This is a genomic window from Acinetobacter sp. P8-3-8, assembly GCF_000214135.1.
Classification (GTDB): domain Bacteria; phylum Pseudomonadota; class Gammaproteobacteria; order Pseudomonadales; family Moraxellaceae; genus Acinetobacter.
This window is the reverse complement of sequence record NZ_AFIE01000006.1, coordinates 81898-100822: the sequence shown is the minus strand read 5'-3', so window position 1 is coordinate 100822 and position 18925 is coordinate 81898. Positions and strand designations below refer to the sequence as shown.

The 18925-nt window shown below is 38.6% G+C and carries 19 protein-coding genes; all 19 read left to right on the top strand.

What is annotated here, in order from left to right; all coding sequences use genetic code 11:
• The first annotated feature begins 4 nt into the window (after positions 1-4).
• The 19 genes from ispG to GGG_RS0104710 all read left to right on the top strand — a co-directional run bounded on the left by ispG (position 5) and on the right by GGG_RS0104710 (position 18918).
• Positions 5-1120, top strand: coding sequence for a flavodoxin-dependent (E)-4-hydroxy-3-methylbut-2-enyl-diphosphate synthase (ispG, locus tag GGG_RS0104800; RefSeq protein WP_010112711.1), 1116 nt, complete (start codon positions 5-7; stop codon positions 1118-1120).
• A gap of 7 nt (positions 1121-1127) precedes the next feature.
• Complete coding sequence (gene hisS, locus GGG_RS0104795) at positions 1128-2423, top strand: histidine--tRNA ligase (protein WP_010112708.1); 1296 nt, start codon at positions 1128-1130, stop codon at positions 2421-2423.
• Between the two features lie 30 nt (positions 2424-2453).
• Complete coding sequence (locus GGG_RS0104790) at positions 2454-3155, top strand: tetratricopeptide repeat protein (protein ID WP_010112706.1); 702 nt, start codon at positions 2454-2456, stop codon at positions 3153-3155.
• Positions 3155-4303 (top strand): outer membrane protein assembly factor BamB, encoded by a 1149-nt coding sequence (bamB, locus tag GGG_RS0104785; protein ID WP_010112704.1) that lies wholly within the window; start codon positions 3155-3157, stop codon positions 4301-4303. Before GGG_RS0104790 ends, bamB begins: the two co-directional genes overlap by 1 nt.
• A 193-nt stretch (positions 4304-4496) precedes the next feature.
• Entirely contained in the window at positions 4497-5906 is a 1410-nt protein-coding gene (gene der, locus GGG_RS0104780) for a ribosome biogenesis GTPase Der (protein WP_010112703.1), read from the top strand.
• Between the two features lie 188 nt (positions 5907-6094).
• Positions 6095-6718, top strand: a complete 624-nt coding sequence (locus GGG_RS0104775; RefSeq protein WP_010112700.1) for a beta-ketoacyl synthase chain length factor — start codon at positions 6095-6097, stop codon at positions 6716-6718.
• Positions 6712-7524 (top strand): 1-acyl-sn-glycerol-3-phosphate acyltransferase, encoded by an 813-nt coding sequence (locus GGG_RS0104770; RefSeq protein WP_029574454.1) that lies wholly within the window; start codon positions 6712-6714, stop codon positions 7522-7524. The genes GGG_RS0104775 and GGG_RS0104770 overlap by 7 nt, the downstream gene beginning before the upstream one ends.
• The gene (locus GGG_RS0104765; protein ID WP_010112696.1) at positions 7508-7768 is read left to right on the top strand and encodes a phosphopantetheine-binding protein; all 261 of its coding nucleotides are present in this window, start codon (positions 7508-7510) and stop codon (positions 7766-7768) included. The genes GGG_RS0104770 and GGG_RS0104765 overlap by 17 nt, the downstream gene beginning before the upstream one ends.
• A gap of 9 nt (positions 7769-7777) precedes the next feature.
• A complete protein-coding gene (locus GGG_RS0104760) occupies positions 7778-8026 on the top strand; it encodes an acyl carrier protein (RefSeq protein WP_010112693.1) in 249 nt (82 codons plus the stop codon).
• A complete protein-coding gene (locus tag GGG_RS19485) occupies positions 8023-8616 on the top strand; it encodes a septation protein IspZ (RefSeq protein ID WP_050809025.1) in 594 nt (197 codons plus the stop codon). The genes GGG_RS0104760 and GGG_RS19485 overlap by 4 nt, the downstream gene beginning before the upstream one ends.
• Entirely contained in the window at positions 8616-10334 is a 1719-nt protein-coding gene (locus GGG_RS0104750; protein WP_029574453.1) for an AMP-binding protein, read from the top strand. Before GGG_RS19485 ends, GGG_RS0104750 begins: the two co-directional genes overlap by 1 nt.
• A complete protein-coding gene (locus GGG_RS0104745) occupies positions 10327-11076 on the top strand; it encodes a glycosyltransferase family 2 protein (protein WP_010112687.1) in 750 nt (249 codons plus the stop codon). Before GGG_RS0104750 ends, GGG_RS0104745 begins: the two co-directional genes overlap by 8 nt.
• Positions 11069-11995, top strand: coding sequence for an acyltransferase (locus GGG_RS0104740; RefSeq protein WP_010112684.1), 927 nt, complete (start codon positions 11069-11071; stop codon positions 11993-11995). Before GGG_RS0104745 ends, GGG_RS0104740 begins: the two co-directional genes overlap by 8 nt.
• A 15-nt stretch (positions 11996-12010) precedes the next feature.
• The gene (hutH, locus tag GGG_RS0104735) at positions 12011-13561 is read left to right on the top strand and encodes a histidine ammonia-lyase (protein ID WP_029574452.1); all 1551 of its coding nucleotides are present in this window, start codon (positions 12011-12013) and stop codon (positions 13559-13561) included.
• A 19-nt stretch (positions 13562-13580) separates the two neighbouring features.
• Positions 13581-14012: a thioesterase family protein gene (locus GGG_RS0104730; protein WP_010112681.1), complete on the top strand. Its 432-nt coding sequence runs from the start codon at positions 13581-13583 to the stop codon at positions 14010-14012.
• Between the two features lie 138 nt (positions 14013-14150).
• Positions 14151-14747: an outer membrane lipoprotein carrier protein LolA gene (locus GGG_RS0104725; RefSeq protein ID WP_227500482.1), complete on the top strand. Its 597-nt coding sequence runs from the start codon at positions 14151-14153 to the stop codon at positions 14745-14747.
• The gene (locus GGG_RS0104720) at positions 14722-17046 is read left to right on the top strand and encodes an MMPL family transporter (RefSeq protein WP_010112679.1); all 2325 of its coding nucleotides are present in this window, start codon (positions 14722-14724) and stop codon (positions 17044-17046) included. Before GGG_RS0104725 ends, GGG_RS0104720 begins: the two co-directional genes overlap by 26 nt.
• Before the next feature lie 16 nt (positions 17047-17062).
• Positions 17063-18361, top strand: coding sequence for an NAD(P)/FAD-dependent oxidoreductase (locus GGG_RS0104715; RefSeq protein WP_010112678.1), 1299 nt, complete (start codon positions 17063-17065; stop codon positions 18359-18361).
• Complete coding sequence (locus tag GGG_RS0104710; protein ID WP_029574450.1) at positions 18358-18918, top strand: DUF3261 domain-containing protein; 561 nt, start codon at positions 18358-18360, stop codon at positions 18916-18918. Before GGG_RS0104715 ends, GGG_RS0104710 begins: the two co-directional genes overlap by 4 nt.
• Positions 18919-18925 lie beyond the last annotated feature (7 nt).

The following is an 18925-nucleotide window of genomic DNA, read 5'->3' as shown; positions in this document are numbered from 1 at the left end:
GATCATGATTGAGAACCCAATCAAGCGCCGTCCTACACGTAAAATACGTGTAGGTTCTGTGTATGTCGGTGGTGATGCCCCGATTAGTATTCAAAGTATGACCAATACTGAAACGTGTGATGTTGATGCAACTGTTGCTCAAATCCAACGTTGTGCAGATGTTGGTGCAGACATCATGCGTGTTTCAGTGCCTTCGATGGAGGCGGCTGAAGCTTTTGGTGAAATTCGTAAACGTGTCACAGTGCCTTTGGTTGCAGATATTCATTTCGATTATAAAATCGCTTTGAAAGTTGCAGATATGGGCGCAGATTGTTTGCGGATTAATCCGGGGAATATTGGTTCGGAAGCGAAGATCCGTGAAGTGGTTGCCGCTGCTCGTCATCATGATATTTCGATGCGTATTGGTGTGAATGCAGGTTCTTTGGAAAAAGATATTCAAAAGAAATATGGCGAGCCTACAGGTCAAGCATTGCTTGAATCTGCAATGCGCCACATAGATATCTTGGATCGTTTAGATTTCCATGAGTTTAAAGTGTCAGTTAAAGCATCCAATGTGTTTTTAACGATGGATGCTTATCGTTTATTATCACAACAGATTGATAATCCATTGCATTTGGGTGTAACAGAAGCAGGTGTTTACCGCACTGGTTCTGTAAAATCTGCAATTGCTTTGGGTGGTTTGTTAATGGAAGGCATTGGTGACACCATGCGTATTTCATTGGCAGCTGAACCAGAAGAAGAAATTAAAATTGGTTTTGATATTTTAAAATCATTAAGCCTTCGTTCAAATGGGATTAATTTCATTGCTTGCCCAAGTTGTTCACGTCAAGAGTTTAACGTGATTAAAGTGATGCAAGCTTTGGAAGAGCGTTTAGAAGATATTCGTACACCAATGGATGTATCTGTCATTGGTTGTAAAGTAAATGGTCCGGGTGAAGCCAAAGAAGCCGATATTGGTGTGGTAGGTGCAAGTCCCCGCTCACTCGTGTATCGTAATGGTGAAAAGAGCCATTTAATAGATACGAATCAGTTGGTTGATGAAATCGAAACGATGGTTCGTCAACGTGTGCAAGAGCTTGAAGAAGCTAAAGCGAAAGAGATTATACGTACAAGTTTTTGAGTAAGTCATGAGTTCAATTGTCGCGATTAAAGGTTTTAATGATGTTCTTCCAACGCAAACTTCAGCGTGGAGACGTCTTGAGCAACATTTAGCATCATTAATGGATGCATACGGTTATCAACAAATTCGTCTTCCGATTGTTGAGCAAACCCATTTATTTAAACGCGCCATTGGTGATGCAACGGATATCGTTGAAAAGGAAATGTATACCTTTTTTGATAAAGGTAATCCGCCTGAATCTCTAACTTTGCGTCCAGAAGGCACGGCTGGTTGTGTACGTGCAATGTTGGAACATAACTTACTTCGTGGTGCAACTCCGCGTGTATGGTATATGGGGCCGATGTTCCGTTATGAAAAACCGCAAAAAGGTCGTTACCGTCAATTTTATCAGTTTGGTATTGAGACTTTTGGCGTAGCAACACCAGATATCGAAGCTGAAATTATTTTGTTAACAGCACGTTTATGGAAACGCATGGGTATTTCAGACAAAGTTCAACTTGAACTGAATACTTTAGGTGAGTCAGATGAACGTGCAGAATATCGTGCAGCTTTGGTTGAATTTTTAACTGCGCAAAAAGATGAATTGGATGAAGATTCACAGCGCCGTTTAACGACCAATCCTTTGCGTATTTTAGATTCTAAAGATGCCCGAACTCAGCAAATTCTTGAAAATGCACCAAAATTGCATGATTTTTTAGGTGAAGAAAGTCTTGCGCATTTTAATCAGTTAAAACAATACTTAACGGATGCTGGTGTTGCTTTTATTATTAATCCAAAATTAGTTCGTGGTTTAGATTACTACAATAAAACTGTTTTTGAATGGACGACTACACATTTAGGTTCTCAAGGAACTGTATGTGGAGGTGGTCGTTATGATGGTTTAGTTGGGCAACTGAAAGGTAAAGCTGATCAATCTGTTCCAGCTGTTGGTTTTGGTATGGGAATGGAGCGTTTATTGCTTCTGCTTGAACAAGTTGAAGACAATACACCTGTGCGTGAATGTGAGTTATTCTTGGTTTCAGATCCTGCGACTCAAGGTAAGGCATTGGTACTGGCTGAGCAAGTTCGTGATCAACTTGAAGCCGTAAATAGTTCAATTCGTTTGAAAACGGGTTCGCAAGGTTCAATGAAGAGTCAGATGAAAAAAGCAGACCAATCAGGTGCTATTTATGCATTGATCTTTGGTGAGCGTGAAGCTGAGTCTCAACAAGTTCTTGTAAAAGAGCTTGCAACTGCTGAACAATATGAAGTAGCGGTAGCTGAAATCGTACCATTCTTCACAGAAAAATTTTCTTCGAAATAAGCCAATAATCATAAGGAAAAGGGGAGTTAAATGAGCGCAATAAGTGATGAAGAACAACTAGATAGTTTAAAGTCATTTTTTAAGAAATATGGCTCAGCTATGGTGACAGGCGTCCTCATTGCATTGATTGCCTTTTTCGGATGGGAATATTGGCAGAAGAAAACTTTGGCTGAAAATCAAAATGAAACAGCGAAAGTGCAGCAATTAATGGATGATGCAAAAGCAGTTGGAAGCGACCCAAAAGCTTCAGCTGCTTTGGTTACATCGGCAGATAAAATTGTCAAAGATAATCCTGATTCTGTTCAAGCAATCCAAGCACAGATTGTAATGGCAAAATTAGCATTTGATAAAAATGACTATGCAACAGCCGAACGTGAACTGAAAAAAGTTGAAAATTCTAAACTCAAAGATGCTGGTCTGTTACAAGTTGTAAAGCTTAAACTTGCAGATACGCAATTGGCGCAAAAGAAATTTGATGAAGCCTTGAAAACCTTGTCAGTTGTGGATGAGCCAGCTTTTAAAGCAAGTGCTGAAGAGTTAAAAGGTGACATTTACGTTGCCAAAAATGATATCGATAATGCTAAAAAGTCGTATCAAGCTGCATGGAATGCGGTGGTTGAGCGTAAACAGGAACGTCAAATTTTACAAATTAAACTCGAAAGTGTTGGCGTATTAGTAGATGATCCTGAACTTGAAAGCCCAATTTTGAAAACGCAAGTGGATGAGTCTTAATGGATAGAAAATTTAAAATACCTTTTGCTTTAGCAATCTTATCTACAGCTTTAGTGGGCTGTTCAAGTAACAAAGTTAAAGAAGTAAAAATTAAACCGAATCCATTACCTAAAGTTGCTCATGCTACGAGTTTAGTACAGGTATTTTCAAAAGATGTTTCTTCAACTAGTGAAGAAGATCCATTGCGTCTACGTTTAGATACAGAAAATGGTGTTGTTTTTGCTTTAGATCCGAAAGGTGAAGTTGCAGCCTATAAAGGTAAACAACGCTTATGGGAAACGAAAGTAACGAAAGCTGGTCTAAGCTCAGGTATTGAAGCGGCTGATGGCTTGGTTATTGTTGGTAGTCCAAAAGGCAAAATCTATGCTTTAGATCAAGCAACTGGCGCGAAGAAATGGACAGCTCAGTTGTCTGGTGCGTTGATTAGCTCTGCTTTGATTCAGTCTGGTCGTGTGATTGTGGTAACCAATGACGCTACTGTGTATGCTTTGGATGAAGAAACTGGACAACAAGCTTGGACTTACAAGTTACCGAATGCTTCATTCAGCTTACGTGGACAAGCTTCACCTGTAAGTTTAGACCCACGTACAATTCTTGTGACAACATCTACAGGATATCTTTATGCAATTGACAGTGTAGCGGGTGTACCTCGTTTACAACGTCGTGTTGCAGTGACTGAAGGTCGTTCAGATATTCAACGCTTAATTGATGTTGATAGTGAACCTGTTGTTTCTGGACAATATGTCGTGACAACAAGCTTCCAAGGTCAAGTGACTGTACTTGATTTAGCTTCTCAACGTGTTTTGTGGAGTGAAAATTCAAGCAGTATTAATCGTCCAGAAGTTTTTGATGGCAAAGTATTTGTGTCGCAAACTGATGGTCAGCTCATTGCTCATGATCTAATTACCGGTGAGCAGATTTGGAAGAATGAACAGCTATCAAATCGTAATCTCAGTAATGCTGTAGTGCTAGGTCAAAACTTAGTGGTGGGTGACTTGGATGGTTACTTACACCTGATTGATCCAAACACAGGCAAAATCTTAGGGCGTTCTAAAACCAGCGGTGAAGTACGTACTTTAAGAATCATTGATAATCAGCTTTATGTTGCGACTCGCAAAGGCGATTTAAGCATTTGGCAGAATCGATAGACTGATCGTCAAATTTATTGAGTCTTGTGTTAAACTAGTCCTAATCTATTTTTTTAAACTCGGGGTGATTGAATATTCAATACCCCGTGTTTTTATTTGAATTGTCGAAAGACAAGGGCTTTGACCCTATTTCCTCCTATTTATCTGATGTTCAGACCAGTCCAACTGGCTGATCTTGAATTAAGGTTAATTTATGAAACCCGTAATTGCGCTGATTGGGCGTCCGAACGTTGGTAAATCAACGTTATTTAACCAGATTACTAAGAGTCGTGATGCACTTGTTGCTGATTTCGCGGGTTTGACCCGTGATCGTAAATACGGTGATGCGGTATATGAAAATAAATCTTTCATTGTTGTTGATACTGGGGGTATCGGCGAAAGTGAAGGTGGTATTGATTCTTATATGGCAGAACAGTCAAAAACTGCGATTAATGAAGCGGATATTATTATTTTCGTCGTTGATGCACGTGCTGGCTTATTGGCTTCTGACGAACAGATTGCACGTGAGTTACGTACTTTAGGTAAGAAAATTTACCTTGTTGCGAACAAGGTCGATGGTGTTCACGCTGAAGCTGCATTGGTTGAGTTCTATAAACTTGGTATGGGTGAGCCATTACAAGTGGCTGCCAGCCATGGCCGTGGTGTACAGCAAATGCTTGAGGAAGTTCTAACAGACATTCCTGAAGATGAAAACCCAGAAGATCACGATAAAGCAACAGGCTTACGTTTAGCGATTATTGGTCGTCCAAATGTGGGTAAATCGACCTTGGTTAACCGTTTATTGGGTGAAGAACGTGTGGTGGCATTTGACCAACCGGGTACAACACGTGACTCTATTTATATTCCTTATGAACGTGATGGTCGTCATTACACCTTAATTGATACTGCTGGTGTGCGTCGTAAAGGTAAGGTAGATGAAATGATTGAGAAATTCTCAATCGTCAAAACGCTACAAGCCATTAAAGATGCCCATGTGATTGTGGTTGTTTTGGATGCTCGTGAAGGTGTAGTAGAACAAGATTTACATTTAATTGGTTATGCGCTTGAAGCAGGTCGTGCCATGGTAATCGCCATTAATAAATGGGATAACATGACTGAGTATGATCGCAAGCAATGTAAATTGGATGTGGATCGTCGTTTTGACTTTATTCCTTGGGCAAAAGTGCATTTAATTTCAGCATTGCATGGTACAGGTGTAGGTGAGCTTTATCCAACGATCCATCGTGCTTATGATTCATCGCATTTAAAAGTTTCACCTGCAAAATTAACCCAGATTTTGAATGACGCTACTGAAGCGCATCAACCACCAATGATCAGTGGTAAGCGTATTAAAATGCGCTATGCACATATGGGCGGACAAAATCCACCTACGATTGTTATTCATGGTAATAAAGTTGATAAGACGCCTGCGGATTATCGTCGTTATTTAGAAAATGTATTCCGTAAAGTCTATAATCTTGAAGGAACACCTGTTCGAGTTGATTTTAAAACGTCTGAAAACCCATTTGAAGGTCGTAAATCTCAAGTAGATGAGCGTGTAGCAGCGCGTAAACGTCGTTATGTTCAGAAATTTAAAAAGGCTGAAAAGAAATACAGAAGTTAAGCTTCATTTTCTGTTCAATCGAAACCCAAAGACGTCTTTGGGTTTTTTGTTTTGATCAATTTTGTGACTTAAAATTGAAGCAAGATGATTGTCTATGCACTTTTTATGGTCAATGTTATAATTTTCAGGCAATTTCAATGTTGCAAAAAAAATATAATATAATAGTTGTACAGGGTATATGAATTCGCATGATTCAATTAAATGTTACGCAGCTTAAATTCAGTTGTGTGGGAGAGGTTTATCCTGCGCTTGAGCATATCCCTGCAATGCAACGCAGACGTTTGTCTACAATTGCTAAATTGGCCTTGAATAGTGCAATCGAATGCTTGGCTCAACAAAAAGTTGATTATATTGTTTGGGCATCACAATATGGTGATGAGCATAAAACCTATAAAATTTTAGAAGATGTATTACACGATTTGACACCATCGCCTACGCAATTTTCAACTTCTGTCCATAATGCTGTTGCAGGCTTATATTCAATCTTATGTAAAGATGCAACACCGAGTACCAGTTTGTGTGCGGATTGGACTGAAGCCATGATTGAGGCGTATGCATATTTAAAAACAATGCATCCGCAAGGTCGAGCAATGGTGGTTTATTATGATGAAGCATTGCCAGAAGTGTATGAAGAACATCAAATTTTTCAGGGTTTTTCGATGGCAGCTTTGATTGGTTTAGAGATGCCAAATATAGCGTTAGATGAAAATAAGTTAAAGCAAGTGGAACCTAAGTATTTAGATGCTATGCATTTTAATGAATTTTGGACACAAACTTTGCCACAAAGTTATGGTGCATGGTCAAAATGTTAATGATGAAAAAACTACGCAATAAAGTCAATTATGCATGGCGTGTTGGTGCAACAGGCTTTAGTTTTGCAAGTTTTGGTTTAGGTGGTGTGGCGATTGGTGGTGTTATTGCGCCATTGGTGAATTTATCGAGCCAAGAGCCAAAATGTAGACAACAGCGAGCTCAGCAAGTCATTCGTTATAGCTTTAAAGGCTTTACGGAAATGATGGTCAAGCTCGGGATTATGACCTATGAAATTGAAGGCTTAGAAAAATTAAAACAAAGCCGTCAAGAGTTGGTTATTGCCAATCATCCTACTTTAATTGATGTGGTGGTGTTGATTGGTCTGATGGAAAAAGCCAACTGTGTGGTCAAAGAAGCGCTGTGGTCAAATCCATTTACCAAAGGGCCTGTACGTTCTGCGGGTTATATTCTCAATGCTGGTTCAGAACAATTTATTCACGATTGCGTTGCGCGTTTGCAAGAAGATCAAGCGGCATCTTTATTGATTTTTCCTGAAGGTACACGAACTGAAAAGGGCAAGTTTTTAAATGAATTTCAACGTGGTGCAGCCAATATTGCATTACGTGCTCAAGTTCCCATTCGTCCAGTTTTAATTCGATGCACACCATCGACATTAACTAAAAATGAAAAGTGGTATCACGTTCCATCTGAACCCTTTCATATCCAAATTAAGGTATTGGATGCGATTCATATTGATGAAGTGCTAGAGGATGCTCAGATTTCTCCAAAACAAGTTCGTCAATTAAATCAAAAACTTCAACAATTTTTTAATCAAGAGTTATCAAACAATGAGCAATCTTGCTGATGAATTAAAACAAATGATCATTGATGTACTTGCCCTCGAGGACATCAGCATAGATGATATCGACACTGAAGCCCCTCTATTTGGGGATGGCTTAGGTTTGGATTCAATTGATGCATTAGAGTTAGGTTTGGCGTTGAAAAAACGTTATAACATTCATTTAAATGCTGAGTCTGCTGATACCAAGCAGCATTTTAAATCGATTCAAAGTTTAGTTGCTTTGGTTGAAGCGCAACAAAAAGCATAAGAGGTTAAGATGTTAACGCAAGAACAGATTCTAGAAAAACTACGTGAGTGGATGGAAGAGTTATTTGAAATTGAGCCTGAAGAGATTCAGCTTGATTCAAATCTATATTCGGATCTAGATGTAGATAGTATTGATGCAATTGATTTGGTTGTAAAAATTAAAGAATTGACAGGTAAACAAGTACAACCTGAAGATTTTAAAAACGTGCGCACTGTACAAGATGTTGTGACCGTTATTCATAATATGTTTGCTGAATGAAACACATATTTAAAGGGATAATAATCATACTTATGGTTATCTATCCCTTTTTAGTGGGTTGGAGTTTATCGCACGGTCATTTTCTGTGGGTCAGTGTGATACTCATCGCATTAGGTATTGTGCGTTTATTTAGCCAAGGTAATCAGCTCATGATGCCCCTGACTTGGTTTGCAATCCTGTGTGGTGGCTTGAGTTTACTCTTGAAAGATCATGCTTGGTTGAAAATGTATCCTGTGTTGATGAGTGTTGGCGCAGGGATGATTTTCGCATCGACCTTGATTAAACCGCCTTCGATGATTGAGCGTTTTGCACGTCTTGCTGAACCCAATTTACCTGAATCTGGTGTAATTTGGACACGAAAAGTCACTGTAGTTTGGTGTATTTTTTTCGTGATCAATGCCTTAATTGCATTGTGGAGCGTGTTGTTTGCACCGATGAAAGTTTGGGTGATTTATAATGGTTTTATTTCCTATGTATTGATGGGAATTTTATTATTAGGCGAATTTATTTTACGTAAACGCCAACAGCGTCTAAATCTGAATATTGCCTCAGATCAGACTGATTCAAGAAAGAGTGATTTAAAAGAATGATAGCGTGTCATTTTCAAATGCATATTTTTGCACAACATATTTTGTGCATTCAAGATGATCTGAGTCAAATTCGTTTTATTGATTTTTGGCAAGATGTCTGTGCGCAAGCATCACTGATTCAGAAATTAGATGCAGAGCAATATGCGCTTTGGGAAAATGACAGCTATGAATTTTTAGTGCTGTTTTTTGCTACGTTATTGGCAAGAAAACAAGTGTTGATTGCACCAAATCGAGTGAAAGATCTTGAGTCAGAATTGGCTGAACAAGGGATTTACTTCCTTTCACGTCAGCAAGTCATCACGCAAGACAGTCCAGCAACCTTTGAGCTTTCCACTTTAAATTTAGATGAGCGTTTTTTAACTCAGGCACAAGTTTATTTTTATACCTCAGGTTCAACAGGGCAGCCTAAAAAAATTCCACGTACATTGCGTCAATTACTCAATGAAGTACAAGGTTTAAATCAAAGTTTTGATTTAGCTGAGTCTATGATTGCGATTGCGACGGTGAGTCATCAGCATATTTACGGTCTGTTATTTAAATTACTTTTACCGCTTGCCAGCGGGTGTAGTTTTTATAATCCGCAATTGGCTTTTCCTGAGAATATTGTCGCAGCACAACGTAAACTTGCACGATTTCAACTTGCCAATTATGTGATTTCTAGTCCTGCTTTACTTAAGCGTTGGACCAGTGATGTGATTTTGGAAAATTGCCAATATGTCTATTCTTCGGGTGGAAAATTAGAGGCGGGTGTACGACCATGGTTGAATCGTCCGATCATCGAAGTGTTGGGCAGTTCTGAAACTGGCGGTATCGCACATCGCGATCAAGATGATGCCTTATGGTTACCATTTGCCAATGTTGATATTCAAGCCACTGAAAATGAAGAATTAGCAGTTAAAACCAATCACGCATTTAGTGATGATTGGATTTTAACAGGTGACCGTGTACAACTGGTTGAAGCCTCAAATTCAAAAAGTACCTTTAAACTTTTAGGACGCTTAGATCGAATTGTAAAACTAGAAGAAAAGCGTCTGAGTTTAGATGCGATCGAACATAAGATTTTGAGTTTAAATGAAGTTATAGACTGTCATGTATTATTGGTTGAGCATGAACATCGACAGATTTTAACCTGCGTAGCTGTATTGAACGCAGAGGCACAATCAGCACTCATGCAAGGTACGAAAGCAAGTTTTGTGACACTTTTAAAAAACCAATTAAAAGATAAATTAGAAAGTATCGCCATTCCACGACAGTGGCGTTTTTTACCGCAATTGCCTAGAAATGCACAATCAAAATTGAATAAACAAGCCATGCAAGCTTTGTTTAAGCCTTTACTATTACCTGTTGTTTTAGCACAACAAAATTCGGCAGATCAGACCGTTTATCAATTGGCTTTCCCACCTGAATTGGAATGTTTTAAAGGGCATTTCCCCAATTTTCCAATCTATCCAGGAGTGGGGCAAATTGGATTTATCCAACACTTCGCTAAACAGGTTTGGGGCGATTTAGCTTGGTGTAATGGTTATGAGCAATTGAAATTTCAAGATTTAATTAAGCCATATTCAGAAGTCCAACTGACTTTACAGAGGAAGTTGCATAAGGTTTATTTTGAAATGAGTTCAGGTGAATTGAAGTTGGCTTCAGGGCGCTTACTGTTCGAATTAAATCAGCAAGATCATTTAGAGCATCAGGTTGAGACTGGAGCGACGCATGTCTAATTACGGATTTATTGTTCCAGTTTATAATCATCCACATTATATTCAGGCACTCATTGAACATTTAATGCAATTTGAATTGCCGATTATTTTAGTTAATGATGGCAGTGATGCAGAATGCACGCATTTGCTACGTCATATTGCTACTCAGTTTGAACAGGTCATTCTCGTTGAACATGCGCAGAATCAAGGTAAAGGTCAGGCTGTTATTACGGGATTGAATAAAGCTGTTGAGCTTGGTTTAAGTCATGCTTTACAGATTGATTCAGATGGACAGCATGATTGGAATGATATTGCAAAATTCATCGATATTTCAAAACAACATCCGCACGCGATGATTATTGGTCAGCCCGTTTTTGATGAAACGGTTCCAAAAGGTCGTTTGTATGGACGTTATGCCACGCATATTTGGGTGTGGATTAACAGTCTATCTTTTGACATTAAAGACAGTATGTGTGGTTTTCGGGTTTATCCATTAACTGAAACATTGCCCATTATTCAAACGGCTAAATTTCAATTGCGTATGGGCTTTGATAGTGAAATCTTAGTACGTTTAAAATGGGACAACGTTTCTTTTGTAAATGTTCCGACCAAAGTCATTTATCCTGAGCAAGGCATTTCACACTTTCATGCATGGCGTGACAATTTAGGCATGAGCAAAGCGCATTCACGACTTTTTGCTGGAATGTTGTTGCGTTTACCAAGATTACTCAGAAATAAATATAAAGGTTCAGTTGATGACTGAATCGCAATCACCACAGTGGAATCATTTAAAAGAGAAGGGGGGCATGCTCCCTTTGATGTTGATGCTATGGTTTTACCGCTTAGGCGGACGAGTATTATGTCGTATCGTTTTGTATTTTGTGATCATGTGGTATTGGTTATTTTCAAATATTGCAAAACAAGCATCATTACAATATTTAAATCAATTGCATCGTTTTGCAGGAAAGCAGTCACCTTTTTCACAAGTGCCTACACTTGCAAATAGCTATACACATTTCATGCAGTTTGGTGAGTGTATTTTAGATAAAATTGAAGGCTGGTTAGGTAATATTCCAGAGCAAAAGCTGAATTTGCATGGCCATGAACATTTTCAAGCGCATTATCAAAAAGGTGCCATTATTCTTGTATCGCACTTTGGAAATATTGAATTATTACGTGCGATTAAATCGGAAAATTCACAAAAAATTAATGTGTTGGTTTATCAAAAGCATGCAACTAAATTTAATGATTTTTTGAAAAAAATTAACAGTAATGCGGATGTACATCTGATTTCTGTAGATGAACTGGGTATTGAAACTGCTGTGCTTTTGCAAGAGAAACTTGAACAAGGTGAATGGGTTATTTTGGCTGCAGATCGTGTTCCTGTACAGTCGCAACGTGTACAACGTGTGAGCTTTTTAGGTGAGGATGCTGATTGGCCTCAAGGTGCTTGGATTTTAGCAAGTTTGTTGAAAGTGCCGATATTGGCTGTGTTTTGCTATCGACAAAAACAGCAGTTTGATGTGCATATTCATTTGCTTGAAGAAAAGATTGAATTACCACGTGCCAACCGTTTGCTTGCAATGCAAAACTTCACTCGAAAATATGTGGAAGTGCTAGAACAGCATTGCATACGTGCTCCCTATCAATGGTTTAATTTTTATAATTTTTGGAATAAGTAGTTGAAAAATAAAGATATGAAAGTTTTAGTTGTTGGCGAACAAGCTTTAACAATAGAACAGGTGATTGCAGTTGCTCAGGGTCAATGTTTGGTGGCATTACCAACTTCACAACAATGGCAAAACTTGATTCAGCGTGGCGCTGATTTTCTAGACCAGTTGTTAGAAGAAGAAGGCGTTATTTATGGTGTGACTACTGGATATGGCGACTCATGTTTAGTGGAAATTCCTCCGCACCAAGTCCATGAATTACCACTACATTTATCTCGTTTTCATGGTTGTGGATTAGGGCAAAATCTTGATTTGATCACAGCACGTGCAGTTGTAGTGACACGATTGTGTTCATTGGCACGTGGCTATTCAGGTGTATCTTTGGCATTGCTCGAGCGTTTAGTATGGATGCTCAATGAAAATATTATCCCTGTAATTCCATCAGAAGGTTCTGTCGGAGCAAGTGGTGATTTAACGCCATTGTCTTATATTGCAGGTGCATTGGTCGGTGAGCGTGATGTTTATCAAAAAACACAAAATAAAATCGTACCAATTGCGCAAGTTTATGCTGAATATCAATTCGATGCTTTAGTGCTACGACCTAAAGAAGGTTTAGCACTGATGAATGGTACAGCTGTGATGACTGCAATTGCATGTTTAAATTATAAAAAAGCTGAACAAATTTCACTACTCAGTACCTTAGTTACTACAATGAATGTTTTGGCTTTGGAAGGTAATCCTAGTCATTTTGATGAGGTTTTATTTGCACAAAAACCACATCAAGGTCAGCAAAATATTGCTGCTCAGCTTCGTAACTGGTTGAATAGTGAAGTTCAAACTGAACATCAAAGCCCACGTTTGCAAGACCGTTATTCATTACGTTGCGCACCGCATGTGATTGGTGTTTTTGAGGATTCCAAAACGTGGTTACGTCAATTTATTGAAAATGAATTGAATTCAAGTAATGACAATCCATTGATTGACCCTGTGAATTTACGTGTTTTACATGGTGGTCATTTCTATGGCGGGCATATCGCTCAAGCCATGGACAGTTTAAAAATCATGATAGCCAATATTGCTGATTTAATGGATCGTCAATTGGCACAATTGGTAGACCATAAAATGAATCATGGTTTACCTCGCAATTTGACAGGTTCGAGTCTTGAACGTTTACCGTTAAATCACGGTTTTAAAGCAGTTCAAATCGGCGTGTCTGCATGGACAGCAGAGGCTTTAAAGCAGACTTTGGCTGCGTCTATATTCTCTCGTTCTACAGAATGTCATAACCAAGATAAAGTGAGTATGGGTACGATTGCTGCACGAGATGCCAGTCGAGTGATCCTATTAACTGAGCAAGTCATGGCCGCTTTAAGCTGTGCGGCAGTGCAAGCCATTCAACTGAGAGGATTGAGTGAACAATTGGGAGAGGTGTTAACGCAGTTCCAACATTGGGTGCTTGAAAGCTTCACTTTTGTAGAAGAAGATCGTGCTTTGCAACATGATTTACAACGTTTGGTTGATCGTTTTGAACAGCTTGAATTGTTGAATTCAACTGATCAAAGTTTGAAATGGCACTAATTTGAAATGGAGCTAAGTTATGCATGTTGATGTCATTATTGAAATTCCATTTCATGATGTAGATACCATGAATATTGTTTGGCATGGTCATTACATCAAATACTTTGAAATCGCACGGTGTAAATTATTAGACGAATTTGACTATAACTATGTACAGATGAAAGATTCTGGTTATGCATGGCCTGTGATTGAGAGCTATGTGCGTTATGTACAAGGTATTGAATTTCAGCAAAAAATTCGTGTACGTGCCATTTTAAAAGAATGGGAAAATCGTTTGAAAATTGAGTATCAAATTTTTGATGCGAATACTGGAAAACGTTTAACCAAAGGGTTTACATCGCAAGTTGCAGTGCATATTGAATCACGTGAAATGTGTTTCCAATCACCACAGGTTTTATTTGATCGCTTAAATGCTTGGTCAATGTTTTCAGCGACTGAGTTTAAATCTTAAAAGGAAATGATCATGAAGCAAAATTCAACTTCAATGTTTCAACAAACGCAGCCTATTCATATGACATTGGTTTTAAAGTCGTTTGTATTTTCGAAAGCGATGAAGTCTTTGTGGATGTTCATGGGCCTTATTTTGAGTATGTTGTTCTGTGCAACATTTGCAAATGCTGCGCAGGTGCAAAATGCGCAAGTGGGGCAGATTTTTAAACAGTTATCAACCACGCCAACTGTTCGTGCCAATTTTCAACAGCAAAAAAAATTAGCTGCTTTAAATAAAACCTTTGTTTCCAATGGAACAGTATTATTTTCTAAACAATATGGTGTGTTGTGGCAAATTCAAAAACCTGTACAAGCCAGTTTAATCGTAACACCTAAAAAGCTGGTTCAAAAAACTCAACGTACCTATAGCCAAATTGAAATTGATAAATCACCTTATGGTTCAGTGGCAACCATGTTTTTACAGTTGATGTCGGGCAATGAAACGGCTTTGGCAAAGAATTTTAATATTGTGTCTGCACATTATTCTCCGACGCAGTGGGATGTGACTTTGACACCGAAAAGTAGCTTATTTAAAAAATTATTTGATCGTGTTGAGGCGCAAGGGCAACGTTATGTAGACCGTATTGTGATTACTGAAAAAGCCAATAATTCGACTGTCATTCAATTTAGTCAGCATAACCCTCAACCTGCTCAACTTACGGCTTCAGAAGATGCACTTTTCAAATTGGCCCAATAAACTTACAGCGCTTTGGGTCGCGACTTTACTGTGTGTCGCATTGAGTTTGGCGTATTCATGGTTTAAGCATGACATTCACATTCAAACCAATATCTTTGCATTATTGCCCAAAGAACATCAGGATGTGCAATTAGAAAAGACGCAAGAATATGTGAACCAACAACTGAATAATAAAGTCTTTTTGGTGATTGATGCATCGAATGATCAAGCCTTGCAACAAGCCACAGATATTCTGAAGCAACAAGTAGAGAGTTCACAATTATGGCAACCGTTAAAGCCACAATTGGATACTGAAAAATTTGCACAAACTTTATATCAATATCATGCAGGTTTACTCAGTGCGGAAGATATTGAGCTGTTAAAAAAACAAGACTATACGGCTTTGACTGAGCAAGCGCTTTTACAGATTATGAGCCCTGGTATGCCGATTAGCGCAGACCTGCTAAAGAAGGATCCGCTGTTGCTTTTTCCTCGTTTTGCGATGGGGTTGTCAAATCAAAAAACAGATCAAACGATTGATATGGAACAGGGTTTTGCCACCATCCATGATGAGCACGGCAATTCTCGTTTCTTTAGTTTAGAGTTAACCCAAAGCCCATATAATATTGATTATCAAGAAAAGACATCTGCTTGGATGCAACAGGTTGATGCTGAATTAAATAAGCTGAATGTTAAAACGCATTGGACTGGAACGCTGCTCTTTTCAAGTTTTGGCACGCAGTCTGCTGAAAAAGAAATTTCAACCATCGGCTTGGGTTCAAGCTTAGGTGTTTTATTACTGGTCTGGTTTGGTTTTAGATCATTACGTCCAATGCTCACTGAGTTTATTGCAGTGAGTAGTGGAATTTTGGTTGCGTTTGCACTAACACATTGGGTTTTTGGTGAAATTCACCTCATGACTTTGGTGTTTGGCGCAAGCTTAGTCGGTGTATGTGTCGATTTTTCTTTTTATTTTATGGCATTGCAATCACAACATCGTAATACAAATGGCTTTACGATTTTAAAACCCGTTTTGCCTAGCCTCTTTATGGGCTTGATGACCACTTTGGTTGCTTATGTCTTCCTGACCTTTACGCCTTTTCCCGGTTTTCGTCAGATTGCTGTATTTTCAATCGTTGGACTCAGTGCTGCATGGGTCACCAGTATTTTGCTGTTACCTCGTTTGAAAGCACTAAATGCACAGCCTGCAATAAATACACTCGGGTTTATTGGACAAACTCGAGATTATTTTTTACAGCGTCCTATTTTACGTAATGTTGTGATTGTTGTAATCATTCTTGGATCGATCACCAGTATATCTTTCTTAACCGCTAATGATGATATTCGTAATTTACAGAGTATGGATCAAAAGCTTAAACAAGAAGATCGTTATGTACGTGAGCGTTTTGGTCAGCAACAAAGCAGTGATTATTTTGTTATTCGTGCGGAAAATACAACACAGCTTGAGCAACAAGAACAAGCTTTATTGACTAAATTAAGCCAGCTTAAACAACAAGAGCAGTTGCAAGGTTTTCAAGCGATTGGTCAATCTGTACCATCTGTGGCGATGCAGCAGGCTAATATTCAATTGTTACAACACATTCCTGCAAGTGCTTTGAAAACGTATGCTGAAGCCATGCAGTTAAATGTAGCGGATGTTATCGAGTGGCAAAAACAATTGGAAAATCAGCCTGTATTGACAATAAATGCATTTCAAGATCATCCTTTGGCATTTTTACAACCCAGTCAAAATGAACGTTTGGTTTTGGTTCAAGGAATTGCGCATTCTCAAAATATGCAGCAACTTGAAACTGCACAGATTAAACTATTACAACCCGTAAGCAGTCTATCGACGTTATTTCAAGAGCATCGTATTCAGGCACAGTATTTATTGCTGTATGCCTTAATCGCTCTCGTGATTGGCCTAGGTATTATTTATGGAATTGGTTCAATCATTGCGTTAATTTCACCTGTCAGTTTGGCTTTACTCAGTACCTTTGCGGTGCAAGCATGGCTAGGTGTTGAGATTAACCTGTTCAGCATTATGGGGACTTTTTTAATTATTGGGATTGGCGTGGATTATGCGATTTTTTATCGACATGGACATGACCATCCACATGTAGTCGGTATGGCCTTATTTTTATGTATGATGTCGACTTTACTTGGCTTTGGATTGTTGTCGTTTAGCCATACTTATGCCATTCATTGTTTTGGTTTGACTGTTTTATTGGGCGTAATTTTTTCGTTTGTATATGCCACAATTTTTACCAAAGCAGACGATCAGCACCGTGTTATTTTACAAAATCAGCAAGATAGCTGAAAACAAAGAGAGAATAATGAGTTCAATTCAACAAACAGATATATTAATTATTGGCGCAGGCCCATCTGGGAGCTCAGCAGCCGCATTATTGTGTCAAAAAGGCTATGCCGTTACGATTATTGAAAAACAATATTTTCCGCGCTTCTCGATTGGTGAGTCTTTACTTCCTCAGTCGATGGTCTTTTTAGAAGAAGCAGGCCTGTTAGATACCATTCAAAACCATGTCGATGAATATGCTTTTCAATTTAAAAACGGTGCGACCTTTTTAAAAGGTCAACAACGTAGTTTTTATGATTTTACTGAAAAATTCAGTGAAGGGCCGGGCACCACATGGCAAGTACGCCGTGCCAATTTTGACCAGCTTTTAGCACAGCAAGCTGAGCGATATGGTGCTGAAATTCGTTTCGGGCATGAAGTTACCGCTGTTGATGTCGCTAGCCAAAACCCGATTTTAACAGTTAAAGATGAACAAGGTACGCAGTATCAAATTCAAGCTAAATTTTTACTCGATGCCAGTGGTTTTGGACGAATCTTGCCTAAATTTTTGGATTTAGAAAGTCCATCTAATTTTCCTGTACGTCGTGCTATTTTCACGCATATTGAAGATGGAATTTTAGATGACCCTGATTTTGATCGTGAGAAAATTTTAATTACTGTACATGAAAAAGACCCACGTGCATGGTATTGGTTGATTCCGTTTGCTGATGGTCGTTCTTCGTTTGGGATTGTTGCAGAACAAGATTTCTTTGAAAATTATCAATTTGACGATACAAGCGCAGAAACTTTACAGGCTACATTTGAACGTATTCTTGCAGATGATCCAGCTTTGTCGCATGTATTACGCAATAAAAAGTTTGATACGGCTGTAAGAACTTTGGTGGGATATTCAGCCAATGTGAAACATTTAGCTGATCGTAATTATGCATTGTTGGGTAATGCGGGTGAGTTTTTAGACCCAGTCTTTTCTTCTGGTGTGACGATTGCTTTGAAATCATCAAGTTTAGTCGTGCCTTTGCTTGAACGTGTTTTAAAAGGTGAAGCGGTTGACTGGATGCAAGAATATGAGAAACCTTTAAGAAAAGGGATTCACGTATTTCGTGCATACGTTGAGTCATGGTATGAAGGCGAGTTTCAAGACGTGGTCTTTTCTAAAAATCAAAATGATAAAATCCGCCGTATGATTGCATCGTTATTGGCAGGTTATGCATGGGATGATAAAAACCCGATTCATAAAAACCCCAAACAACGTTTAAGCACCTTAGCTGAATATTGTCGTGAGGAGCAATCACAAATTAATCCAATGGGAATTGAATGATGTTGCATAGATGGAAACATTGTACTTTGGCAATCTTACTGATCTTGCCTTTAACAGCATGTCAGCAAATGTTGCCCAAAGCACAAGGTCTCGTCAATTCACAATGGACTGCTCAGCAATATCAAAGGCAAGATTTGGTTGAAGTACAGTGGAAAGCACATAGTTTTAGCTTTTTGTTATATCAACAGCAACAAGGCCAAAACTTGGATTTTTTAGCATTAAGCCTGACAGGGCAACAGCTTTTTAAATTACATTTTGATGGGAAACAGGTGACGGTTGAGCAACGGATTGAACAAATGAAACTTTTGCCTTTTGATTTTTTAGTTCGTGATATTTTATTTGCAACCTATCCAAACTTTATTGCATATCCACCTGAAAATGTTCTGGTGAATCGCTCAAAACAAGATCATTCACTGAACATTGAGGATATTTTGATCCACCAAAACAAGGTACTCACGATTCGACATACTCAAGATCATATTGAATTGGATAATGTACAAGTGCCGTATCAAATGGTGTTTAGCGAAGTGCCAAATACTTTGGAAAATAATGAGTAGGTGCCAA